At 51.1% G+C, this 25,437-nt stretch carries 18 protein-coding genes; 7 read left to right on the forward strand and 11 right to left on the reverse strand.

The features are described from left to right. Nucleotides 1–97: 97 nt before the first annotated feature. The 4 genes from O59_RS13165 to O59_RS13180 all read right to left on the reverse strand — a co-directional run bounded on the left by O59_RS13165 (nt 98) and on the right by O59_RS13180 (nt 4,297). The gene (locus O59_RS13165; protein ID WP_007643519.1) at nt 98–2,716 is read right to left on the reverse strand and encodes a TonB-dependent receptor; all 2,619 of its coding nucleotides are present in this window, start codon (nt 2,714–2,716) and stop codon (nt 98–100) included. A 511-nt stretch (nt 2,717–3,227) separates the two neighbouring features. Beyond that, complete coding sequence (locus tag O59_RS13170) at nt 3,228–3,503, reverse strand: hypothetical protein (RefSeq protein WP_007643522.1); 276 nt, start codon at nt 3,501–3,503, stop codon at nt 3,228–3,230. Continuing rightward, entirely contained in the window at nt 3,500–3,868 is a 369-nt protein-coding gene (locus O59_RS13175; RefSeq protein ID WP_007643523.1) for a phage holin family protein, read from the reverse strand. The genes O59_RS13170 and O59_RS13175 overlap by 4 nt, the downstream gene beginning before the upstream one ends. A gap of 51 nt (nt 3,869–3,919) precedes the next feature. Next, on the reverse strand, nt 3,920–4,297 hold the full coding sequence (locus O59_RS13180; protein ID WP_007643524.1) for a YqjD family protein: 378 nt from the start codon (nt 4,295–4,297) through the stop codon (nt 3,920–3,922). Nucleotides 4,298–4,540: 243 nt separating this feature from the next. Between O59_RS13180 and O59_RS13185 the strand changes: the two genes are divergently transcribed. The 4 genes from O59_RS13185 to O59_RS21510 are packed head-to-tail and all read left to right on the forward strand — an operon-like array spanning nt 4,541 to nt 6,867. Then, entirely contained in the window at nt 4,541–5,365 is an 825-nt protein-coding gene (locus O59_RS13185; protein ID WP_007643525.1) for a BON domain-containing protein, read from the forward strand. Nucleotides 5,366–5,395: 30 nt separating this feature from the next. Beyond that, a complete protein-coding gene (locus tag O59_RS13190; RefSeq protein WP_007643527.1) occupies nt 5,396–5,809 on the forward strand; it encodes a DUF4398 domain-containing protein in 414 nt (137 codons plus the stop codon). Further along, complete coding sequence (locus tag O59_RS13195; protein WP_198284794.1) at nt 5,806–6,672, forward strand: OmpA family protein; 867 nt, start codon at nt 5,806–5,808, stop codon at nt 6,670–6,672. Before O59_RS13190 ends, O59_RS13195 begins: the two co-directional genes overlap by 4 nt. A gap of 36 nt (nt 6,673–6,708) precedes the next feature. Then, entirely contained in the window at nt 6,709–6,867 is a 159-nt protein-coding gene (locus tag O59_RS21510; protein ID WP_007643531.1) for a DUF3309 domain-containing protein, read from the forward strand. Between the two features lie 256 nt (nt 6,868–7,123). On the opposite strand, the gene O59_RS13205 is transcribed toward O59_RS21510, so the two are convergent. Next, nucleotides 7,124–7,489 (reverse strand): BON domain-containing protein, encoded by a 366-nt coding sequence (locus tag O59_RS13205; protein ID WP_007643534.1) that lies wholly within the window; start codon nt 7,487–7,489, stop codon nt 7,124–7,126. Nucleotides 7,490–7,545: 56 nt separating this feature from the next. Beyond that, nucleotides 7,546–7,971: a PRC-barrel domain-containing protein gene (locus O59_RS13210; RefSeq protein ID WP_007643536.1), complete on the reverse strand. Its 426-nt coding sequence runs from the start codon at nt 7,969–7,971 to the stop codon at nt 7,546–7,548. 282 nt (nt 7,972–8,253) lie between these two features. Here O59_RS13210 and O59_RS13215 point away from each other — a divergent pair, with 282 nt between their 5' ends. Then, nucleotides 8,254–8,982 carry a Crp/Fnr family transcriptional regulator gene (locus tag O59_RS13215; protein WP_007643538.1) on the forward strand — a complete coding sequence of 243 codons (729 nt, stop codon included), beginning with the start codon at nt 8,254–8,256 and terminating at the stop codon, nt 8,980–8,982. On the opposite strand, the gene O59_RS13220 is transcribed toward O59_RS13215, so the two are convergent. The 4 genes from O59_RS13220 to O59_RS13235 all read right to left on the reverse strand — a co-directional run bounded on the left by O59_RS13220 (nt 8,961) and on the right by O59_RS13235 (nt 21,554). Continuing rightward, entirely contained in the window at nt 8,961–10,724 is a 1,764-nt protein-coding gene (locus tag O59_RS13220; protein WP_007643540.1) for a GGDEF domain-containing response regulator, read from the reverse strand. The two genes, O59_RS13215 and O59_RS13220, sit on opposite strands and share 22 nt — an antisense overlap. A 156-nt stretch (nt 10,725–10,880) precedes the next feature. Next, entirely contained in the window at nt 10,881–12,041 is a 1,161-nt protein-coding gene (locus O59_RS13225) for a Fic family protein (RefSeq protein ID WP_007643542.1), read from the reverse strand. A 186-nt stretch (nt 12,042–12,227) separates the two neighbouring features. Next, entirely contained in the window at nt 12,228–21,152 is an 8,925-nt protein-coding gene (locus tag O59_RS13230) for a GH36-type glycosyl hydrolase domain-containing protein (RefSeq protein ID WP_007643544.1), read from the reverse strand. 174 nt (nt 21,153–21,326) lie between these two features. Next, on the reverse strand, nt 21,327–21,554 hold the full coding sequence (locus O59_RS13235) for a hypothetical protein (RefSeq protein WP_007643546.1): 228 nt from the start codon (nt 21,552–21,554) through the stop codon (nt 21,327–21,329). 312 nt (nt 21,555–21,866) lie between these two features. Between O59_RS13235 and O59_RS13240 the strand changes: the two genes are divergently transcribed. Together O59_RS13240 and O59_RS13245 are read left to right on the forward strand one after the other, a co-directional pair. Next, entirely contained in the window at nt 21,867–22,901 is a 1,035-nt protein-coding gene (locus O59_RS13240; RefSeq protein ID WP_007643554.1) for a hypothetical protein, read from the forward strand. A 687-nt stretch (nt 22,902–23,588) separates the two neighbouring features. Continuing rightward, nucleotides 23,589–24,497 (forward strand): hypothetical protein, encoded by a 909-nt coding sequence (locus O59_RS13245; protein WP_040392378.1) that lies wholly within the window; start codon nt 23,589–23,591, stop codon nt 24,495–24,497. Between the two features lie 206 nt (nt 24,498–24,703). Here O59_RS13245 and O59_RS13250 read toward each other — a convergent pair whose 3' ends face one another. Next, nucleotides 24,704–25,234: a hypothetical protein gene (locus O59_RS13250; protein ID WP_007643556.1), complete on the reverse strand. Its 531-nt coding sequence runs from the start codon at nt 25,232–25,234 to the stop codon at nt 24,704–24,706. Nucleotides 25,235–25,437: the final 203 nt, after the last annotated feature.

Raw genomic sequence — 25,437 nt, forward strand, 5'->3', positions numbered from 1 at the left:
TTGCTTTTGCAAGATAAACACTGCCGCCGCAGGCAAAAAAAAGCGGCTACCGAAGTAGCCGCAAGGGAAAGGGCATTGCAATTGTTTCAAGCGGGGCTTAGAGCTTCCAGGTGAAATCGATCAGGTAGCTGCGGCCGTAGTCGTCGTAACGTTTCAGGTTGGCAGACTCGTTGTTTTGGGTTAAACGCAGCGGCTCGTTGGTCAGGTTGAAAACCTGGAAGCGTACGTTGTAGTTCTCGTTAATTTCGTAAGCGAGGCTGAAGCCAACACCTAATTCCGCATCAAGTGTGGTCAGGTCGTAACTGTCCCAGGTGAAGGCGCTGGTGTAGGCAGAGTGATATTTCCAGCCCAAGCGTGCGTCGATACCGTAGTTGCTGTACCACAGGTCCAAGGTCGCCGTGTCTCTTGCCAAACCTGCCATGGGCAGTGGGTTGTTGGACGGTGCGAACTCTTCAATGTTGGATTCCGCAAACGCGTAGTTGGAGTAAACACCAAAGCCTTCTACCGGCAGGAATTCAAACGGCATTTGGAAGGTCACTTCCGCACCGCGCACGTAACCGCCGTTGCCATTTACTGGGCCGTAGATGTCAAAGTCCACACCGTTTTCATTTTGGAAAGTACCCACTACCGCGTTGCCGATGTAGTTGTCGATGTCTTTGTAGTACAGGCTCAATGCCGCCAGGGATTCGGAAGCAAAATACCATTCGTAAGACACGTCAATTTGATCAGAGGTAAATGGATCCAACAGTGGGTTACCCGCACCACCGGATGAACCATTTTCAATAGCACTGATGTACTGGCCTGCGCGCAACTCATCCAGTGGTGGACGGGAAATCGCTTGGGCGACACCAATACGCAGTTTGCGGGTATCGTCCAGATCCAGGTTCAAGTTGGCGCTTGGCAATGCTTTGGAATAATCATTTTCAATGTATTCGCCGTTCAATGCGTAACTCTTGGTATTGATTTCAACTTGACGCACACCGATGTTGGCGTTGTAGTCCAAGCCGCCCAGTTGGCCTTCAAAATCCAACTTCACGTAGGCCGCATCGTTGCGCTCGTCTACTTTCCAGTAGCGATCTGCATTAACGTCCGCCGATTCATAATCAACACCACCAAAAATCACGTCTGCGGTTTTGGCGTAAGACGGTGCATTCAGGAAGGGAATAGTGTCGAAAGCGCCAAGGGTGTAAGAGCTCAGGAAGCCTTCAGGAAAGGCTACTGCAACGCTGTTATCCACACTGCGATTCATGGTGAAATCAGTCCAGATAACTTCTTTCTCGCGGTCTGCTGTGCGCGCACCAAAACTGATTGAGCGCAGGTGACCGGCGTCCAAATCGCGTTTGATATCAAACTGCGCACTTTGCAATTCGTCTTCCAGGGTTGAACCTTCGTTGACATTGCCAATCCAGTTGTAGGAAGCATTTTCTGGGGTTAACAACGGCGAGCCAGCAGGTGCTGAAATTGACGGTGTACCGCGAGTATCAAAGCTCCAAGTTTCGGCGTATTGATCCAGATAAATCGCATTCCAGTAGTTTTTACGCTCAGCGGTAGAGTGGGAGAAATCCACATCGATCTGCCAGTTGTCAAAACCAGTGTGGCTGAACTTCAAGCCTTGGGTGACACCACTGTTTTCCTGTTGGTAGGCGGCAATCACGTGACGCATAGTGCCTTCCCAACCATTAAACGTACCGGCTACCGCGCGATTACCCTGCATTACTACGTTGCTCATCGGGTTATCTACCGCGCCATCGCCGTTTGCATCGCCCAGGCCCCAACCTTCACCGGAAGGTGGTGTGCCAATGTCTTGCGCCCAGGTTTGGTTTTGCTGCTCATCCATCGCAAATTCGGTGTAGAGCACATCGTATTTCACGTTGAGCGCGTCAGTCGCCTGCCACTCAAAGGTGCTCATGATGCCTTCGCGGTCGGTGTCGAGTTTTTTCACCTCACCGGCAACACCCCAGGGGGTAGTACCAATGGTGCCGTTGCCATCCAGGTCCAGCGCGCTATCGCTATAACCCCAGCCTTGCATTGAGCCATAGGCATTCTTTTGGGTTTGGGTGGAAGCGCCAATCGCAACAGCAAAGGTGTCGCTGAATTGGTGTACAAAAGCGGCGCTCATGCGATTGCCCAGCGGATCGTAATCCGGAACGTCTTCGCCGCTTTCATTGTGCTGCAAACCTACGCGCACGGTGGCTGTAGGGCCGGTGTGCGACAAAGGCGAAATAGTTTTCAGGTTGATAGTGCCGGCGATGCCGCCTTCCACCAGATCTGCTGACTGGGTTTTGTAAACTTCCGCAGCAGATACCAACTCGGAGGGGTATTGCTCGTAGCGAATAGCGCGGCCCGGCTCGGGGCTGGCCACTTCGCGACCATTTACGGTGCCTAATACCATGCGTGGGCCAAGGCCACGAATCGCGGCCTGGCTTTCGTTGCCACGGTCGCGTGAACCGTTAATACCGGGCAGGCGTACCAATGCTTCGGCGATAGTGACCGCTGGCGTCGCATTAATATCGTCCATTGCCAGGGCTTCCATCACCTTGGTGCTTTGTTGCTTCACCGCGATCGCTTTTTCCAAGGATGCACGCATGCCGGTTACAACAACTTCTTCAACAGCGCCGGCTTCTTGTGCCTGAACGCCGCTAATGCTGCCGAGCAGCCCCAGCGCAAACAGCAAGCTGGCTTTGGATATTTGGGTTTCGGGAGTTCTGTATTTCATTGCTAAAGCCTCGCGTTCGTCTCGATTGTTTTATTATTAAATATGACGCATATATCATATTTATACGTCAATATGATGTAATCGCCGCCATGTGTCAAGAGTGAAGCCGGGAAGGGAATTAAAAACAATGCTCGCTATTGGCCAGAAAAGGCCTAGGCTTAAAGAGCGGTACTCAGATCCACCAACCGGAGAGAAGCATCATGAGTAAAAGTCAGGATAAACGTAAAGAAAGCAAAAAGCCCGCGACCAAAACCGCCAAAGAGAAACATCAGGCCAAAAAGTTGAAGCAGGCTGAACAGGCGCATCGCGAGTTTTAACACCCGGCAATAACAGCCCTAGGGCTGAACGAAGTCATAAAAGAGGTAGGGGCGCGGTCTATTCACTCAGGAATAGCATGCGCCCTTTTTGTTTTTAGGAAGCAGTAAGCTAGGAAACAATAAGCCAAGAAGCACTAAACCAGAAAGTAATACACCAGAAATCAATAAATCAGGGCGCAAAAAAGCGGCAGAGATTATTTGATGTTCCAAAACACCAAACTTGGAAAATGACGCGCCAATTGCCACTTGGCAAATAGTATTAGCAACGAGGAATGTTTACTGCGGGTTAAAAACCGCATGGTGGCACTGCGCGGGAACTGCGCTTTATTCAGCGGCTCGCCTTGTGCATCTACGGGAGACCACTGCTGCTTGAGCAATTGGCGCTGTTGCTCCAATTGTCGCCGCAACACAATACACTGCTGCATTTGCCGCTGCCGTTTGCTGGTGGTGACGCTACCTGGCTCATTCATAGCTGACTCCGAATCAACGCGACATCAGCTGCTATTTCAGCGCGAGTTCCTGCAAAAGCATTGGCGCCCTGGGCAGAAAAATGTTTGCAGCGCAGATAACACATGGTGACTCCTGCTGCATAAAACACAATCACGCCAGCGATGGTTTGCAAACGGTAGGCGGTGGGCCAACCTAATGTAATGACCAAAAGCCCGATACAAAAAAGGCAGCAAGTAAAAAAAACCAGCCCCAGCACACTGAAGACCAGCATTTGCTGTAAGCGATTTTTTTCCTGCTGCCATTCAATACCCGCGAGCCGCCCATGCAGTTCCATCTGCACAAGCACTATTGCCGCTGAAGCGCGCAAACGCTGGATAATTTCCAAAATTCTACTCCCGGGTTTGACGCTCAAGAATTAACAAGTAACAACCACTAATTAATTGCGACGCGCCAACAAATAACCCAACAACAAACCAACCGCTGCACTGGCACCAATGGCATTCCATGGCTGCTCATGAACATAGGTATTAGTAGTTTCCGCTGTTTTACGAGCGCGATTCATCACCGTTTCGCCCATTTCTGTCGCTGCATCTTTCGCGGCAGTGATGCGTTGATTTACTTTGTCTTTGGCGCGCTGTAAATCTTCACCGGTGAGATTGGTGGTTGCTTTGATCAAGTCTTCTATATCTGCAACAAAACTTTGAAATTCGTGCGCAATACCACTAGAGCCTTCTGCTTTTTGTGCTGGAGCCGCATGTGTATCAACTGCTTTACTGTTTCCTGACGAAGATCCAATACCAGATGGATTTTGCATAAATAATTCCTGCTATATGAAGGGTAAGTTTAAAGGCTGTTCCCGTGTACCGATTTCAATCCAGTAGGCGCTATAACCTGCATTCATAGTATCCAGCCCCCCTCCCCAAGTCTGTTCGCTAACGCACTGATACTTTGTTACCTCAATGCTAACTTGCTCATCACAGCAGTTATCGCGAATTACAAAAAAACATCAACGCAGTAAACCCGTAATTTTTCCCGCTAGGGATTTTGGAGCAACACCATGAACAAGCCACTACAAAAATTATTTATTCCCTCTATCGCACTGTTGGCGTCTATGACTATCAGCAGTTTTATCATGGCGGCGACCCCGGAGCAGGAAATCACTAACGCACGACAAGAAAGTCAAATTTGGACAACCTATGCACTCAGCCCTTATTTGCGCGCTAACGATATAAAAGTATCGGTAGTGGATGGCAAAGCAACGCTCACTGGCACAGTGGAAGAAGCTGTGAATAAAGATTTGGCCACTGCCATCGCCATGGGCGTCAACGGCATAAAAGATGTAGACAATAAAATTGATGTGCGCGCGGATTACCAGCCCACCAAAAGTGAACGCCGCTATGGCGATCAAATGGATGACCTGGCAATTTCCAGCACTATTAAATCCAAACTGTTGTGGAGCAAATACACCAACAGTCAATCCATTAAGGTGAATACGCTGGACGGTAAGGTGACGCTGGAAGGCAATGCCGAAACTGAAGAAGCGAAAAAACTCGCTGGCCGTTTAGCCAAAGATACACGCGGTGTGCGCGCGGTAGAAAACAAATTAGTTATCAATAAAACACCCGGCATAACCGGCATGGCAAAAGCATCCACTAAAGAAGTAGGCGATGTTATTTCTGACAGCTGGATCACCACCAAAGTGAAATCCACCCTGCTCTATTCAAGCAATGTAAAAGGCTCGGATATTGAAGTCACTACTAATGCTGGCGTAGTAACGCTGAGCGGAAAATTGGATACCGGTGTGGAGCGCGCTCTGGCAGTTGAATTAGCCGAAAACGTGCGCGGCGTTAAAAGTGTACAAGCAAAAACATTAACCAATTAAACCCCATTTTATTCACCCAAAGGTAAGCTTATGACAACTTCAATAGTCACCCAAAAAATGGCGAGCTGGTTAAAACCAGGCACCTCATTTATCGCATTGCTCGCAGGTTTTTTATTCTTAACTGCCTGCGCCTCCACCCCACCACCCACCAAAGAAATCAGCGCTGCTGAACAATCCATGATCGATGCTGAACAAGCGCGGGTTGCACAATATGCACTGCCAGAGCTGCAAGAAGCGCGCAGCAAATTAGCGGCTGCACGCACTGCCGTTTTAAATGAAGAGATGGAAGAAGCAAAACGTTTGGCGGTGGAAGCCAGTGCCGGCATTAAATTCGCAACAGCCAAAGCAGAGTTAGCCAAGGCAGAAGCCGTTAATGCTGACATGCAAAAAAATATTCGTGTTCTTAAAGAAGAAATGCAACGCACCAGTGGAGAACAACAATGAAATTATCAACATCGATGAACTTAAAAGCGCAAACCAAACGCGGTCTGCATTTATCCAAACCACTGATCATGGCGCTGGGCAGTGCACTTATTCTGGCCGCCTGTGCAAATTCTCCTAAAAGCCCGAGCGGTGCAGTTGCTGCACGCGAGCGTTTGGTGCAGTTACAAAATGATCCCGCTTTGGCGAGCAGGGTGTCGGTTGCGATTCGTGAAGCAGATGATGCAGTGACTGCCGCCGAAGTACCGATGAAAGACAAAGTGAAATCCGATCACCTGGTATTTGTTGCCACACGTGAAGTGGATGTCGCCTGGGCGCAAGCCAAGACCCGTCAACTGGAAGACCAACGTGCCGGCCTGAGCGAACGCCGCGACAGTGAACGTTTGGAATCGCGCACCCGCGAAGCAGATCGCGCTCTTGATGCAGCAGAACAAGCGCGCGCCGATGCAGAAGCCGCACGCGATGATAGCGACGCACTGCGCCGCGAAATTGCCGAGCTAAATGCAAAAGAAACCGAGCGTGGTTTGGTGGTTACCTTGGGCGATATGTTATTTGAAACCGGCAATTCGCAATTAAAAGGCAATGCTTTTGCAAACCTGAGCAAGCTGTCCAGTTTTCTCAATAAATACCCTGAGCGCACGCTGATTATTGAAGGCCACACCGATAGCGTGGGCAGCGAATCCAGCAACCAGTCGCTGTCACAGCGCCGCGCCGATTCCGTACAACAGTATTTGTTGCAACAGGGCGTTGCCTCTAACCGCCTGACAGCGGTTGGCCAGGGAGAAAATTCTCCGGTAGCCAGCAATGATTCAACATCCGGGCGCGCACTGAATCGCCGCGTGGAAGTGATTATTGCCAACCCGTAAACCAACACTCCATCACTTTTTTGTTGAGTAACCGTCATGACCTTAGGAACAATTATATTAATTATTGTGGTGTTAATGCTTATTGGCGCCATACCGAGTTGGCCGCACAGCCGCTCCTGGGGTTATGGCCCCAGTGGTGGCTTGGGGCTGGTATTAATTATTCTATTAATTCTGGTCCTCATGGGCCGGATATAAAAAACAGCGCCGTGGTGTGACAACCACGGCGCTGTTTTACTGTGTCGCTCTTCATTTAACCCAAGCGTATTCACTGGAGCCAAACATGTTTCGTCAAAGTTTATTTAACCGCTACCCTCGCAGCATTCTGGTAATAACCATTATTGTGCTGATGGCGGTTATCAGTATCGGTTTGCTTGCACTGGATAAGGGTTATTCCTTGTAACGCGGCCGACAAATTATCAACCGCGCTTAATTCCCTTATTGTTTAATTCCCTTATTGCTTAATGCGCAGCAAATCACTAATGCGATCCACACCGTCCACATCCCGCGTAACTTTCACGACTAAATCGTGCTCCGCACGGGTTTCTACTTCACCGGACAATTGAACTACACCATTGGTCGCCATAACTGCAATCACAAATTCGCTCAACGCTTCTTCATCCGCAATTGCCTGTTCCACTTTTTTTGCCAGCTGCATATCAAACGCTTTTTGTCCCTCATCCAGACTGGATTGATTGGCATCGGCAACTGACTGTTGCGAATCAACAACGCCTTCCGATTTTTCACAGCCGCTAAAACTAATAATGAGCAGAGAACTTAGCAGGCCCATAAACACATAGGATTGATAGGAATCTTTCATAATATAAACCTCGCGTTAACACCTCCAGAATTGAAGGTGCCCTTTAACAATGACGGTTATTCGTAGCTGCGTTGCGCCTTATCAAATGGCTTGGTGCGATAATAGGTGTGAATGTCGTTCGACCAACTATTATCTGCCATATCCGGCCAATCGGATTTATCAAAACCCGGCGCATCTTTCAGCCGATCTTTAGTGACATCCAAAATAAAACGTTTATGTTCGGTATCGAGTTTTAACGCCGTCCAAGGCACAGCAAATAATTTTTCGCCCATGCCCAGGAAAGAACCAAATGATAAAACGGCATAACATACCTTGCCGCTACTCATATCCAACATAATTTCCTTAATATCGCCGATGTCTTCATCCTGGCAGTTATAGACATCATTGCCGACCAATGTTTCCGCGCCCATCAAACTGGGTCCAGGGCCATTGCCGTTACCGGTTTTATACATGCCATAGGTATCGCGACTTTCGTAATTCATAATAAGTTCCTTGTAAAAAAGGGATTAAATTCCCAGTAGCAGACACACAGCAAAACTTAAAAAAAATCGCGCCATACTGTGTGATGAGCACTGATAATCGGCTTAATTTTTTTTAGCGTCTGTACGCAACCCCCCTTATAGATTTGATTAATACGCGCTACTGCAACCGTTAATCGCCCTTTGTGCCGTAGCGCACGGACGCCGGTCTGGCTGACGAACACACTGGCGAGACACTGCCCCGTGCGAGTGCAACTATTTATTTTTATGTTGCAGGATTAATCGATGAATCACCTTTCTAACAAGCTAAACCCTATTGATCTGCAGATGAGTGGGAATCGTTTAATCGATGGTTTATCACTGGCGGTACGCACCCGTTTGCTACAACACTGCAAAACCGTAGAGCTCACCTTTGGCGATATTCTCTGCGAACCGCAGGAGCTGCTGCGCTATGCTTTTTTTCCGCTGACTGGATTCATTTCACTGTTGACTCTGGTGGAAGATCACCAGCCATTGGAAATTTGCTTAATCGGCAATGAAGGCATGATGGGCGCAACCCTCTCCCTGAGCGTGAGTGCCGCACCTATGCGCGCATTAGTGCAAGGCACTGGCCACGCTTTGCGCATCACCGCCGCACAGTTGCGCAGGGAGCTCAATAATTCACCGGAATTAATGGCGCAATTACATCGCTATGTGTATGTAGTACTGGAACAATTGGCAAAAACCGCCGCGTGCATTCATTTTCATGAAGTGGCGCAGCGATTGGCACGCTGGCTCTTAATGACTCACGACCGCACTCACAGCGACCAACTGCATTTAACCCAGGAATTTCTGGCCGATATGTTAGGCGTAAGGCGCAGCAGTATTACTGTTGCCGCAGGCATACTGCAAAATGACCAATTGATTAATTACAATCGCGGCGAAATTATTATTGTGGATCGAAAGGGATTGGAAAAAGTTGCCTGTGAATGTTACCAAACACTGAAACGCGATTATGAACTGGTATTTGCCTGAGGCCGCGGCGCTGAATCAGCTGCGGCAATAAGTGGTGTATCTACACCACTGCTATAAAACTGGTAATTATTGCGCCCGCACATTTTTGCGCGATACATAGCGCTATCGGCGCGCTGGAATAGCGCATCTACATTACTGCCGTCATTAGGGTAGAGGCTAATACCAATACTCAGGGTGACCGCAATAGGCTGCTCGTGAATCTGTTGTGGTGCAGCAAAGGCTGCAATCATTTTATCGGCGACATGCGCGGCATCTTCACTGTGTTCAATTTCAGTTAGCAAGACTACAAACTCATCACCACCCTGGCGGCATACCGTATCGGTAACACGCACAACGGATTCCAATCGCCGCGCAATAATTTGTAACAACCTGTCACCCACGGCGTGGCCGCGCGAATCGTTAATATTTTTAAAATTATCAATATCAATAAATAACAAACCGATTTTTTTCTGTTTGCGTTTTGCCAACCCAAGTGCGCGCGTGAGGCGCTCGGTAAGCAGGGTGCGATTGGCCAAACCGGTGAGCACATCGTGCTGCGCCATGTGCAGAATTTTTTTAGCCATGGCCCGTGCATCACTTACATCGTGAAATACAATGACCGCACCGCTAATAGCACCGAGGCGATTGCGAATGGGCGCGATAGAGTCTTCAATGGGAATTTCCGAACCATCGCGCCGCACCAATAAACAATTGCTCGGCAGTTTGATGGTTTTATTCGCTTTTAATGCGCGCCGCACCGGGTTGGGCGGTGGTTGGCGGGAGTCGGCATCTATCACTTTAAACACGTCTTCCAGTGGCAAACCCAATGCCTCTTTCAACGACCAGCCGGTCATAGTTTCTGCAGTGCGATTGAGGTAACTGATTTTACCGGCAAGGTTAGTGGTGAGCACCGCATCGCCAATCGAATTCAACGTTACTTGCGCGCGCTCTTGCTGATCAAACAACGCATCTTCCGATACGCGCAAAATAGTTTCTATGGCTTTGCGATCACTGATGTCTTCAACAATTTGCACATAGCCCTGCGCTTTTTTATTTGCTTTGCTATTAATTGCTGCGGCATTTAAGCGGGTCCACACCATGGTATTGTCGCTGCGCACAAACCGTACTTCAGCCAAAAATGGCTCACGCTTATTCACGGCGGCGTGCCACTCCTTCACCGCTTGTTGACGGTCATCCGGGTGAATAGCTTCTGTCCAATTAGTGCCCAGGGTTTCGTCGAGTGTCTGCCCGGAAATTGTGTGATAGGCCGCGTTGGTGTAAATGCAATCGCCTTGCGCATCGGATAGAAAAATGCCCAGTGGCGATGCATCACTCATTACCTGAAAACGCTCTTCGCTTTCGCTCAGTGCGCTGCGCGATTCTTTGCGCTCTAAAATATAATTCAACGCGCGCGGCAACCAGTGCGCATCTATATGCCCCTTGGCAAAATAATCATGGGCGCCGCGCTCCATAGCGGCACGCCTCAATTCGTCATCACTCGCTGAGCTCAATACCAAAATCAACGCATCGGGTGCGGCGGCAATTACTTTATCGAATGCGCCCAACCCTTTTCCGTCGGGTAAGGCCAGATCCAGCAGTACCACTTCAATCGGATTCTTAGCAAGGTATTCCAACGCTTCCGCCAGTGACTTTACCCACTCCACGACAAATGCAGCACTGTCGTCATGCAGCGCATCCTTTATCACCTTGGCATCGGCAGGATCGCTTTCTATTAACAATAAATGGGTCGCAGAACTCTTCATGAGAAAACATCACCCGAAGTGAAAAAGATGCACCAAGGTTAACGCACCGATTCACCCGCTTCGGTGCGGTGTCGTACAGAGAGGGGTTTCAGGGGTTTGAGTGCCGTGCGGTTATCTAACGCGATACAGATGTTCTCGTATTACGTTAGATATGCATTATTTTTTTTCTTCATTTAAGGTTGCAGGGATAAAACCTCCAGCAGATAAGGCTCTAATGACACCGCGCATCAAGTAGTTATTACTAAAGCCGAAGGTATATTGGCGCGCACCATCGCTTACGGGTTGTAGCATTTTTCGCTCAACTAACTTTTTAATTTGATAAGTACGCTGATGCGCAGTCAAATGTGGCATTGCTTCTGCCAAATCAGCCGCTTTTGCAATGCCCATTTTGGCCGCTATGTGCAATATGCTTTCCTCTTGCGCGGTAATAAGCTCGCGTTGTTTTGCATAAGCCAATGCCGGTGTGAGAATTTTGTTACGCAAATAAGCAAAATCAGTTAGCTGATCAACTTTTCTCAGCTCATCTAAAATACCCGTTAGTACATAGGTACACCAAGCTTCTTGCCCCTCCGGTAAACCTGAATCAGCAAGAGCAAGCATGGAATAATACTTATCCCTATCATTGCAAAATACTGCAGTCGGATTCAGCACACGCCCACCAGCTTGCACATTAAAACCATACTTAATCAGCAAGGCATAAGTAAGCAGTCGCACCACGCGGCCATTACCATTACCGAAGGGGTGAATCCAACCGAAACGATGATGAGCCAGAGCCACTTTAATCAGATCATATTTAGGTGCATGTGGCTCATTAATAAATGCCACTAACTCCTGCATATAGGATGGTACTTGTATTGCGTCTGGAGGTAGATGCTCTGACTGCGATATGCGGACCGACCCCGCGCGGTAAGCACCAGGAGTGCGATCACCTTCCCGCTCCAAGTTATCTACCGTCATGGCATGCAACTCGCGAATAAAGTGTTCAGTTAAATTGGTGCCTTTTTCTATGGATTCCTCTACAAATGCCATCGCCAGCTCAATGTTTTCCATTTCACGCAAATGATCCGAGTGGTCACTGGCGCCATCCAACTTACTTTCGACATAATCGGCTAGTGTGGTGTGATTGCCTTCAATGCGAGCAGACCCCAAACTTTCCAGCATGTGAAAAATGCGCTTAAGCTGTAAAAACAGGAGGGCGGGTGTAGAGCCGCGCAACTGTAAACGGCGCAAATGCTCAAGCTCGGTCAATACATCAACCAAGGGGGAGTCAAACGCTGGGTTGGGCAACATCAAGTTATGGTGATTAAATCCAGGCATAGCATTAATTATCTGTAATGGTGTTACCGCGACATCTGTAATCTACTCAAAAAAGATCAATAGAGTCAAACAATTAGAAGAAAGAAGATAAACTTTTATCTGTAAAAAACCCTGTCAGCAAGTTGAATACACTCTTCACCCATCTTCAAAAAGTATCTACATAAAATAGAAACCCAACCACACCGCCTATGCGATAACACGAACCTCCACCCTCCGCTCCCTACCATCATCCACCAACGGAATTCCCGCGCTGTGCAGCTCAATGCCATCCAGCAGGATTTTGTTTTCACCCCCAAGGTTTTGAATCACTTCAATGCGATAAAGCGTATTGCCAAAGCGATAATCCACCGAATAACCCGGCCAATCTTTGGGCAGGCACGGTTTGATATGCAGTTCGGTGCCGTGGCGGGTGATGCCAAGCAGGGATTCCACCATCAAGCGATACAACCAACCCGCTGAACCCGTGTACCAACTCCAACCGCCGCGACCAGTGTGGGGCGCGATGGCGTAAACGTCGGCGGCGACGACATAGGGTTCAGCTTTGTAGAGCGCGACCGCAGCGGCGCTGTTGCCGTGGTTGACCGGGTTGATGATGTTGAACAGTTCCCAGGCGCGTTGGCTATCGCCCAATTCGGCGAAGGCCATGGTGGCCCAGATGGCGGCGTGGGTGTACTGGCCGCCGTTTTCCCGTACGCCCGGTACATAACCTTTGATATAGCCGGGGTTCATGGCGGACTTGTCGAAGGGTGGGTCGAGCAGTTGGATAATGCCCTGGTCGCGGCGCACCAAATGTTTATCGAGTGAACTCATGGCCTGACGGGCACGCATAGGATCGCCTGCGCCTGAAAGTACTGACCAGCTTTGAGCGATGGAATCGATACGGCACTCGTCGTTAACTGCTGAACCTAAAGCGACGCCGTCATCGAACCAGGCGCGACGGAACCAGGCACCGTCCCAGGCGTATTGGTCGATATTGTGTTGCAGCTGTTTGGCCTCGTGAACGCAGCGCTCGGCAAAGACTGAATCATTGCGTTGATTGGCGATTTTGGCGAAGGCGAGCAGCACTTTGTACAGCATAAAACCGAGCCAGACGCTCTCGCCTTTGCCATGAATGCCGACCAGATTCATGCCGTCATTCCAATCGCCCGAGCCCATCAGCGGCAGGCCGCGCTCGCCAAAACGCAGGCCGTGTTCGATGGCGCGCTGGCAATGTTGATAGAGGCTGCCGGTGTCGCTGCTCTGCCCCGGCAGATCGTAATAGGACTCTTCATCGTCGTTGAGCGCGCGACCGGTCAGGTAGTGCAACTGCTCGTCGAGCACGCCGGTATCGCCGGTATTTTGCACATAGTGGCAAGTGACCAGCGGCAACCAGAGATAATCGTCTGAACAGCGGGTGCGCACGCCGCGCCCTTGCGGTGGATGCCACCAATGCTGCACATCGCCTTCGTGATATTGGCGCTGGGCGGCGCGCAGCACTTGTGCGCGCATCATGCCCGGCTGGCTGTGAGCGAGTGCCATGGTGTCTTGCAGTTGATCGCGATAACCGTAGGCGCCGCCGGATTGGTAATAGCCGCTGCGCGCCCAGAGGCGACAGGCGAGGGTTTGATAGAGCAGCCAACCGTTGGCGAGCACATTGAAGGCGGGATCAGGCGTTGTGACCTGCACCGCGCCGAGGGTGCGCGTCCAGTAGTCATGCACTTTGGCCAGCGCAGAGCGGGCGGAACCCATGTTGCGCATGCGCTGCGCCAACGCGCGGGCCTGTTCCAGATCCTGCCCTGCACCGAGGCGGAAAATAATCTCGTGCGACTCACCTTCATCCAGCTCAAACGGCACTTGAATGGCACCGCAAGGGTCTAGCCCCGCGCCTAAACGGCCGGAAAGGCGCTGGCGCGTGAGTGCATCCGGGTTGCCAAGCGAGCCGTTGCGACCGAGGAATTCGGTGCGGTCGCCGGTCAGACTGCGTGCATTGTCGTCCACATCAAAGAAACACACGCGCCCACCAAATTCGCTGTTGTAGGCGTTGCGCGCAAAGAGTGCACCGCTGGCAGCGTCGATTTCAGTCACCATGTGCAAGGCAGATTTGGTACGTAAATCGCCCAGCACCCACTCCACGTAACCGGTTGCCGACAAACGCCGCGGGCGCTTGGACAAGTTAGTGACTTTGAGTACCGAGAATTTGACCGACTCCTCCAAATCCACATAGACCCACAGCTGCGAACAGACGCCATCTTCCGTGTGCTCAAATACGCTGTAACCAAAGCCGTGGCGCGTGACATAAGGCGCGTGGCCGCGTTTGGGCAAAGGCGTGGGCGACCAGAAATGGCCGGTCTCCTCATCGCGCAGGTAAAACGCTTCACCGCCGGCGCTGCCGACCGGATCATCGCACCAAGGCGTCAAGCGGAATTCGTGGGCGTTTTCGCTCCAGGTATAGGCCAGCCCACTCTCTGAAATCACCGTGCCGAAGTTAGGGTTGGCGATAACGTTGACCCAAGGCAGTGGCGTTACCTGCGCTTGGGTAGTGGTGATGATGTATTCGCGGCCGTCCGGCGTAAAACCGCCGAGCGGATTGGTGAGGATCAAGTCGGCGCGCGGGGCGATAATTTGGGGTTGGGTTGTATCTTCAACATATTTGCGCTGATGAACCAAGCGCGCGACTTTCTTCTCAGCCAGCCCTTTAAAATTCACCTGTTCCGCCAAACTGCCTTTGGCGCCGTCGATAATCGCCCGCGCCACGGATTGCAGCAGAATGCGATCCTCGTGGGAAATCTGCTCCGCCGAGCGCACAAAAATGCCACCGGGACGATCAATCGCGTGGCTTTCGCTGCCCGTGGCAATCAGTCCCATAATCTGGTCTTGCAGGCGTTGGCGATAGCCAATGTGATCTTCATTCCAGATCACCAGATCGACGGACAAACCTTTTAAACGCCAGTAGGCATGGCATTGAATGAGCTGGCGCGCCAGTTCGATATGGTCACCGCTGGCGATTTTAAGCAGCACAATCGGTAGGTCGCCGGAGATGGCGTAACCCCACAAACCGGACTGGCCACGCCGGTTCTGGATCAGCACACTCGCCTCGGCGCGCAGGGCGGCGTGGGCATAGAGCACACTGCTGGCCAAGCGGCGATAAATCTGTGCATCCGCCTCGCTGGCATTGATCTGGCGCAGGGTCACACCGCTGTGAGTCGCAGCCAGATCGAAAACGCGGTCGGCCAAGTGGCGATCCTGATAGCGACTTACCAACGTCATGCAGGCGTCGCGGTTATCGGCGGTGCCACTGACCAAATCGAGTGTGGCCACCTGCCCTGCTTCCAGCGTAATGCGACAGCGGATGGCGACAATCGGATCGAGTACCGAGCCTTGGCTGCCGGAGAGTTCCCCGCCGCTGGTAACCGCTTGGGGTTCAACCAGAGTGCGGCCACGGCCGGTAAACCGCAGCCGATCGGTTTCGTAAGAGAACTGATCCACCGGGCTACCGTTGGGCGACAACAAATGGAACATCCAGGGCGTATGCTCACCCACCGAACGCGGGCGACGGGTGCAAAGTAGCGCGCGGCGCTCGGGCAAAATTTCGGTCTGCACAAACAAATTGCCAAACGCGGTTTGGGTGGCATCCGCCGCCGGTAACGCCAGCACCACTTCGGCGTAGCTGGTGAGTTCCAGGGTGCGCGTGCGCGACGAGCGGTTGGTGATGCGCAGGCGGCGCAGCTCGATATCGTCCTCAGGGGAGACAACCAACTCGGTATAGGTCTCGATGTCATGGTCACGACGGCGGAATTCCGCGCGGCCTTCGGAGAACATCGCCTCGTAATTGTCGGCGCGTTTGAGTGTGGGTTGATGGCTTGCCGACCAGAAGTCGCTAGTAGTGGTATCTCGCAGATAGACAAACATGCCCCAGTTGTCGCGCGTCGCATCTTCGCGCCAGCGGGTCACCGCCAAGTCTTTCCAGCGGCTGTAACCGCCACCGGCGTTGGTGACCATCACCTGATAGCGACCGTTGGATAAGAGTTGCACTTCTGGTGTTGGTGTATCTGCCTCCAACGGTGCGTAGCTAGCGGTTTCGACTTGATCGAATATCGCCGCACCTTCGGCATGTTCGGCAACATGGGTATGCAGTACCGATGCTTTGGGAATGCGCTCCTGCAATAACAGCAAGGTCGCCTGCAATAGCGGGTCGGCCTCAAACCGGCGCTGCATGGGGCGATCCAATAACAGATAGGCCAGTGCCAGCAAACTCATGCCCTGGTGGTGGACCATAAACGAGCGCACGCAGGCGCTGGCCTGGCCGCGCGCTAAACGCGACGGGGTGTAATCCACCGCTTCATAAAACCCGAAGCGACCTTCAACCCCGTTGCTGGCCAGCTGTTCCAGATTCTCGCAGGCTGCCTCGGGTGCAACCATCAGCGCCATCACCGTCGCATAGGGGGAAATGACCATGTCCTCCGCCAAGCCGCGCTTGAACCCTAAACCGGGCACCCCAAAGGCGTGATATTGGTAATTCAGGCTGGCATCAAAGGTGTGATAGCCGGATTCCGACACTCCCCAGGGCAGGCCACGCTGTTTGCCGTAAGCAATCTGGCGGTTGACGGCGGCGCGACAGGTTTGATCGAGCAAGGTGCCCTCATAGCTGGGCATCACCAGCATCGGCATCAAATACTCAAACATGGAACCGCTCCAAGACACCAGCACTGGCTCGCCCTCGGTCATGGTGCGCAAACGCCCCAGGGCAAACCAACTCTCTTGCGGCACCTGGCCCTGGGCGATAGCGACAAAATTACACAGACGCGCCTCGGAGGCGAGCAGGTCATAAAAGCTGTTATCGCGGCGATAATCGTCCAGGTTGTAACCTACGGCGATCAGGTGGCGGGTGCGGTCATAAAGGAAGCCGTATTCCATCGCCGCAAACTCGTGAGCCTGAGCCACCAACTCCATACAGGTGGCGATACGTTCGCTGGCGCGCTGGCTGGCGGTGTTGATCAAACCGCGCAATTCCAGCAGCCACTCCCGGTCGGCCGGGGTGCCGGGGCGCAGCAATTGTTCATCCAGCAGCGGCACCAACCGCTGGCTGTAACCCGCCAAACTACGCAGGCTGGGAATAGCATTCAGGTTGGCGGCAGGCTCGCTTTGCACCAGGCCAGCCATAAACCCAGTCAAGGCCGGGGGTGTCGGGCGAAATGACAACCAGGGCGCAAAAAACAATAACTCGTCCAGTGCCGCGCGGCTCTGCTGTGCCAGTGCCTCGCCCCAGTTGCGGGCTTCATAGCCAAGACCCACGTGGTCAATGGAGGGCGCTCCCAACATATCGTTCAGCAGCGCGCCGCTCACCGCCAGTTTTACCTGGGGTTGGGAGGTTAAATAGGCATTGATGGTAATGGCCGCATCATTCACCGCTTTCAGGCAGTGCATGAGTGATAACAAGTTGGTAGTGCGCTCGCCCTGATTGTGCGCGCAGGCGGCACTGAGCAAGCTGCGCATGCGGATAATGCACGCCTGAACGGCATGGGGCAGGTCGTCCTGCATGTGGGCAACTTGCAAGCTGTCGGTGAGTACAGCGAGCGTATCCGCCAAGCCCTGAAAGACCCGCTCATGGGGAATTTGGTGATCCGGCAGCGCTACCAGCCCGGCGCGCAGGGTGAGCAAATGACCTGCGAGGTTGCCGCTGTCCACCGCTGAAATGTAGCGCGGCGGCAGTGGCTGCAAGGTGACCGTGTCGTACCAGTTAAAGAAATGGCCGCGATATCGCTCCAGTTTGCTCATGCTGCCAAAGGTATTGGCAGTGCGTTCGAGCATCACATCGGCGGAGATAAAGCCGAAATCGTAGGCGGATAAGTTACCCAGCAGCGCCAACCCGATATTGGTGGGCGATGTGCGGTGGGCAATCACCGGGCCGGGGTTTTCCTGAAAATTATCCGGCGGCAGCCAGTTGTCTTCCGCCACCACAAAACGCTCAAAATAGGCCCAGGTTTTACGCGCAATTTTGCGCAAAAACTGGGTCTGCTGCTCCGATAAACTCGGCTGCCTGCGCACCAGGGGGCGGCCTAACCACCACACACTGACCGGCGCGACAAACCATAACACCAGCAGCGGTGCCGCGACGAGCAAGGCAGCAGGCTGCACAATTGCCAGAATAGCGGCGGTCGCCAGCGCAATTACCGGTGCCGACCAGAGCAAGTTCCAGCTCGCCGCCAAACCACCTTTGATTTTGCGTTCCTGCTCCGCCGAGGTACACCATTCCAGCAAGCGCCCCGGTTCAAACCACAGGCGCCACAGGCTGCGCAAAATGGCGGTCAAACTAAAACAGGCCTCATGGGGCAAACCGCTAATGCGGAACAGCGCCTGCAAAAAATGGCGCCGGGCAGTGCTCACCACCGCCGCCAAATGCTGCGCCCAAAATACTTCTTTGGGTTTGCGCAGCGCATCCACCAGCATGGCTAATACCGGCGGTAGCAGCACTATGCCTAACACGGCGAGTGTCCAGAGCGCTGGCGCCGGCAGCAGCGACCAACCGGTTAACAGCAGTAACAACAGCGCCACCGGCGCCATACTGCGCAACAGGTTGTCGGCAATTTTCCAGCGCGATAAGGCCGACAGCGGGTTCGCCAATGTTTCCCCATTGGCACCCGGCACTCGCGGCCAGAGCCAGCGGGCGATTTGCCAATCGCCGCGCAGCCAGCGCTCGCGCCGCGCCACATCCAACTCGTAACGGGCGGGAGAATCCTCGTAAAGATGGACATCGCTCAACAAGCCCGCGCGCGCATAACAGCCTTCCAGTAAATCGTGACTGAGGATGCGATTGTCGGGAAAACGCCCACCGAGCACTTGCTCGAAGGCATCCAGATCATAAATGCCCTTGCCGATAAACGAGCCTTCGCCGAACAGGTCCTGATACACATCGGACACCGAGCGGGTGTAAGGGTCGATACCCGGTTCGCCGCCGTAAAGCTGCACATAACGCGAGCAATTGGCGGCCGACAAAGTGGCTGCCATACGCGGCTGCAAAATGCCGTAACCCCGGCTGATAATGTGTTTTTCCGGGTCGTAAACCGGCTGATTGAGTGGGTGAGCCATGGTGCCGACAAACTGGCGGGCGGCGTCGCGCGGCAATTCCGTATCCGTATCCAGCGTGATCACGTAGCGCAGTTTGGGTAAGGCAGTCACGTCACCCACAATTAACGAAAATGCTTCAGACCCCGCACTGCCCTCGCGCAATAGTTGGTTTAAATCGGCGAGTTTGCCGCGCTTGCGTTCATATCCCATCCAGCGTTCGCACACGGGGTTCCATTGGCGCGGGCGATGAAACAGAAAGAAGCGATTACAGCTATTGCCGGTGCGGGTAGCTGTTGGTGGATAAGCCCTGTTGAGCTGTTCGATACCCTCACGCGCCCGGCTTAACAAGGCTTCATCACCCGGTAGGGATTCGTTGTGGGCATCGCCAAAATCAGTGAGCAGCCCAAAATACAATTGCTCGTCGCGATTGCCCAAAAAGCGCACTTCCAGCGCTTCCAGTAAATCATCAACTCCCTGTTGGCTGGTCAGCAACGTGGGCACTACCACCAGCGTGGCCAGGCTTTCCGGTATGCCCTGCTCAAAATCCAGGCGCGGCAAACGTTTGGGAATTACCAGCAGCGTGACCAGCCAATTCACCAGCGCGGTCGCGAGCGCCGTGGATGCAAATACCGCCAATACCACCATCAAACCCAGCGACCAACCGGCCATTCCCGCCTGCTGCGCCAAGCCAGCAAAACCGGCCGAGACCAGCACTACCAGCGCCAATATTGCGCCGAGATACAAGGGCAAGCGCACCCGTGCGCAGCCACGCCGCAATCGCTCCCACAGCGGCAAACGCGCCGCCACAGCGTGTTCCAATTGCGCCAAACCGCGATCTACCAGGTAGTAACCAACATGGCGGGCATGAGCGGCAGAATCACTGGCGTGTTGCGCCAATTCAATCGCGACACGGGCAATGCCCGCCTCGGAAATTTTGCTGCGCTTGGCAAGGCGATCTATCACATGGCGGTATTCATCGCGCGTCGCAAAATCCATACGGCGATACACATCGTCCCTGTCCTCCAGCAAAATCTGCTCGACGATGCTCATGGTCTCCACAAACACCCGCCAGTCGTAAGCGCCTAAAAAACGCAAACTGCCAATGCTATTGCTAATGGAGACTTGATCAACCGCCTGCTGCTGGGTTTCCGCCTGCACCATCTGTTCAATGGTCAAACTTTCTTCTGCCAATCGCTGCTCAATCCAAGTCAACGGCAAGGCCAATGCGGGGCCGTGCCCCTGCAAACGGCGCACTAATTCAGCGACAAAGGCACTTACCATCGGCGGGTTGGAGCGCGCCATATCGGCGATGACGACAATTAAATTTTTCGGGTCGCTCTCGGCCACCTCCACCATTTGGCTCGCCCATTCGCGCGCCAAATTGAGATAGGTGCGCGCATTGGTAATGCGCAAACTTACGCGGCGCAAATTCTCAATCAGCGCCAGGCGCAGCATGATAGGAATCGCCCAGAGTTCTCCGAGTGTAAGCGGTGTAACAGTTTGATAAGCGGCGACAAAACGGCTGAGAATTTCTGCATCAATACGCCCATCACCGTGGGCGATGGCGGCAAGTGCCAAATCATAAACACGCGGCAAACCGGCGGAGCGTCCCGCGCTTAAACGTGGCAATTCGCGGCTGTAATTTTTGGGGAAATGGCGTTTGGCAGTGCGGATTTGCTCTTCAATCATGTAAAAGTTGTCGAGCAACCACTCGCCCGCAGGCGCGATGCGCGAACGCGCTTTCACCGCCTCCGCCAGTAACTCGCAACCGCTAATCAATACTTGTTCGTTTTCATCCAACCGCGTCAGCAAGCGGTCGCGCGTGCGCGCTTTACTCAAACTGTGCTCACTCGCCAACACGCGACCAAAATGTTCCATCTGGTCGGCACTGAACAGCTCCGCGCGCAGCGGATTCAGATCCTCCGGTCGCGGCGCACGCCGGTCGTGTATTCGCCCGCGCCAGGAACGAAAACCCGCTTTAACATTAAGGCCAGCAAGGCCAGATTTAGCACCAAAAGTAGAGCGATCAGAAAGGGACAGGGTTTTACCCAAGCGCGTATTCAGCATAATAGAGCCTTGAAAAAAAACATGGTTCTATAGAGCCTGACCAATCCGCGCCGATCTGTCTGTTCGTTAGCTAGCTTTAGCGAATCATCAATGAAAACCCTGCGCAAAATCCCCCACACGCGGGGCGAACCACCGCCTCACGCTGGATATAACACGCCGTAGAAAATCTGCCCGTTAAAACAGTCGCTCTATACGCCGCAGTTGTACACGCACTGCATTTTTATTGGGTTCATGGCGATGCCGGTGATGTGTTTTTTTATCATCTTCATCAAGATAATTCTCCACCAGATGCGCAGATTTGTGCGCACGAAAACCAGACTTTCGTGGCTGGGCACCTAATTCATAAGAATTTTTTTCACTATTAGAAAAAATATTTTTATCGCCATTAATATCTTTTTTCATTTCTCAATCCGTCCGTAAATTTATTACCTGGCTGCCGACGATTAATCTGACCACTTATTATTAACGTCGTGTGACGACTGGTGATGCAACGATAATTAATAATGGGCGCAGCGTTAAAGGTGCACCGCCATGAAAACTTTATTTACCAAAATAAAAAAATTCATACGCAACACACAATCGAACAATAAAGCGGGCATTTACGAAGATCAGTGCGCTAAACCGCATAGATAAAACAATCTGTGTGTGTTTTCGTACAGACTTGATCGGCTTCAATTCATATGGTGAGGGTTCACAAACTGACTGGAGCTTGAAATGGAAACTCAATTTGCACAACGCCCTGAAAATAATTATCGCGATGGGACATTAAGTACTCAGCCAGTAAATGACAGCGCCGTTGCATGGTGTGCTGTGTTTGCCGGTGCAGTCGCGTCTGCCGCGCTGTCGTTAATTTTATTATTGTTAGGCACCGGCTTCGGCCTAACCCTGGTTTCACCCTGGGCCAGTGAAGGCATTAGCGCCACCACGTTTGGTGTGACCAGTATTGTTGGCATCACTTTAATATCCTTAGCAGCCTCAGCGCTGGGTGGGTACCTCGCAGGCCGGTTGAGAACCCGCTGGTTTAACACACCCAACGACGAAGTGTATTTCCGCGATACCGCCCACGGGTTTTTATCCTGGGCAGTGGCAACACTAGGCACCGCCGCATTACTCACCGGTGTGATTGGCAGCATTGTGGGTGGCGGCGTTAAAGCGGGCGCAAGCGTTGCGGAAGGTGCAGCCACTGTTGCAACCGGAGTAGCGGCAAGCGGTGCCGCTGCGGCACTGATTGAAAACAATAGTGAAGGCGATACCACACTCCCTTATTTGTTGGACTCGCTGCTGCGCAAAGATGCATCCACAAGTTCTGCAGCCGTTTCCCAACAGCCAATCATTAATCAAGAAACACCTGCTGAAGGGCAACCCGCGTTGGCACCAGCACCTGCAACAGAAAAAAATGAAGCAGCATCTACAACACAAAACGATGCAAGCAAAAGTGAACTTATGCGCATTTTTGTTCACGGCATTGCAACAGATTCCCTACCCCAAGACGACGTGCAATACGCCGGTCAACTGGTTGCGCAAGCAACAGGCATAGATCAACGCGCCGCCGAACAACGAGTAATAGATGGCTTTACAACTCTACGCCAAAAACTGGAAGACGCTGAAACAGCAACACGCGCCGCAGCCGATAAAGCCCGTGAAGCCTCGGCCTACACATCGTTATGGTTGTTTATTTCATTATTAAGCGGCGCGTTCATCGCCAGCTTGATGGCCGTATTCGGCGGACGCCAACGCGACTTTAACTAACATTATTTTTTCTTAAGGAGAAAAATATGCGCTCTATACTTTTATTCATGCTGGGCATTCCAATTCCGATTATTATTCTTATCGCCATACTGTTGTAAGCTCAAAAAAATGGCCCGGAAGTGATTCACTTTCGGGCCATTTTTTATTGCTAAACAAAATATTTTTATCAGGAACGATCCGTCCCCTAACAACCTCAACAATTGATTTTCCCCCTCGCATACCCAACCCACATAAGCCAACGCTCTGGCAATCCCCTAAGATTCCGCACTGTGGGGAATGTGTAATGGGCGGTAATTACATTAACGGGGGAAATTTGGTATTTAGCCCATCTGTGCTTTGATACAGAACCTTAGCGATACAGGAATCAAAAGCGAAGCCACCGAAGGTCGCATCTGGTCACAAAGCAACCCCTGGCATACATTCCTTACTATGCTAAAAAGCACTACCAACATAAAAACTAATCCTTTATAGTCAACGGCTTAGAGTATGAGCTAGCGCAGATATTCTGCCCTCACAAAATAAAGAATGCGCATACTCGTTTTTTAAATGTCTTTTGATTGATACAACTGAGCTGAATTTTTCTTTAAATCAGCATCTTAAAAAGATTTCAACAAAAAATTGAAAATTAGAAAACGCGCATGCGCGATATACAAATGTCAGCTGCCAGTGGCACACAAGGAAATTAATATGAAAAAGTACATTATTGTAGCTTCGATAATTCTTGCAGGCTGCACTACTAATAACCAAACAGTGGAATCTTGTGGCGTACGAGATCTGTTGCTTACGGGCTGCATGGCAGCCAATCCAGTAATACCTAATGATTTAAATATTACTTTAATAGACACCCAAAAAACTGTCGGATACCAAATTCAGTCAGAGAGCTTAGAATATGATGTTTTCATTACAGCGCAATGCGACTCAAAGCCAAACAAATATTATTTCAAATTCGAAAATGAAAATGAAAATAGCAATGCAATAATATATCAGCCTCAATGGTCATTTTTCTTTCATGGTAAACAGGATTATCGCCCATCAAAAATATATGAAAAAGCTGAATATCTTAATTTAATCTCTGACATTAAAGTAGCTAAGTATATGGGCTCTCACAAGCACTCACGAAAAATTGATTTAACGACACCAGAGTTAGCAAATCTCCCCAGTCTATGTGAAAGCAAGTATTCGAAAATACAGATTGAAATTGTAAAAAGGTTGCAAAAAATAGCCGAGGAAGAAGCCAAGCTAATAGCATTAGTTAAAAAATCCACTGGTCTAGAACCAATGTTTCCTGGCAGAAACCAGAAAAACTTCAATGACCTTGTTTATAGTTTTCAAACAAATGGAGTTTCTCAATACCTAAACAAGTTTGTTTGGCCTGACGATGGAGATTATCGAGTTGCCCAAGTACTAGATGGCAGAGTCATGCTAACCAGTTATTACACGCAATCACTACCGATAACCATCATTACAAATCTTTCCGTGATCGAGGGGCAGTACTGGTCAAGGGTATCAAACTCACCACTAAAGTTTATTGGCGTAACCAGCTATAAATCTGTACTTGGCGCAAGCAAACAAACTGTTGTTTTTCAACAGTTATAACGCAGCCACCAAACAACTGTGGCAATAAAAACAACCAAATCATCTGCCCTGCTGATTACTTCGATTCACCCCTTCCGCTTCTGACCGCCGTAAACTCTACAACGGCTTGCTTCGCGAAGCACACCCCACATAACAAGTAAGGCGCAGAAATAGTTAAGAATATGAAAAAAGGCCCGAAAATAATTTTTCCGGGCCTTTTTATTTCATTATGGGTGTTCGCCGGGTTGCAGATATTTTAGTAAAATCTGTTCGTCGATTGGGCCGGTAATATTTTCTACCAACAGTTCACCTGGATTCCAAAAGTCACTTAAAGTGTAATAAATATTATTACCCATCAGCTTGGCTTTATTCATATTGTCTGCGTATTTACATCTTATTAAATCATCGACTTCAAGCCACCAGTTGTCGCCTATACCATCCATATCTTTGGATAAACCGCGAAGATTTCCCGTGGCACCGTCCATATAATCAAAATCGCCTACCTTTGCTTTATCGAGACTAAGCAAAGCATTTTTTTTCATCCGACTAAAATTAGGAATTACACGCTCTTTCCATTGTCGAAACTCCATTGCATAACGATTAGCTAAATTTGCATTGATGCTGTATTTCTTTTCAAAAATAGCAAAAGCGTCTTCCGCAGTCTGAAGCCCAGCGACATAATGCGCTGTAAACTCCTCCATATACTCAATTGAAGAAAAAAGTCTGAGTAATAATTTTTCTTTTAATTCAGGTATCATGCGATAACGTCACTCCCAGACTCTGACAACCTTGCTTGCAAGGCTGCAAGAATTATTCTGTTTTTAGGCAGCACAACAATTACAGTTCACCTGCCTCATACCTTAGCGCCAGATCTTTTAATTTTTCCAACAAACCTCCTTCAAGCAACATATTCTTAGGAATATCCCATTGCTGCGGAGGAATTTCAGAAATGTAACTCGCA

It is taken from the genome of Cellvibrio sp. BR (genome assembly GCF_000263355.1).
Classification (GTDB): Bacteria; Pseudomonadota; Gammaproteobacteria; order Pseudomonadales; family Cellvibrionaceae; genus Cellvibrio.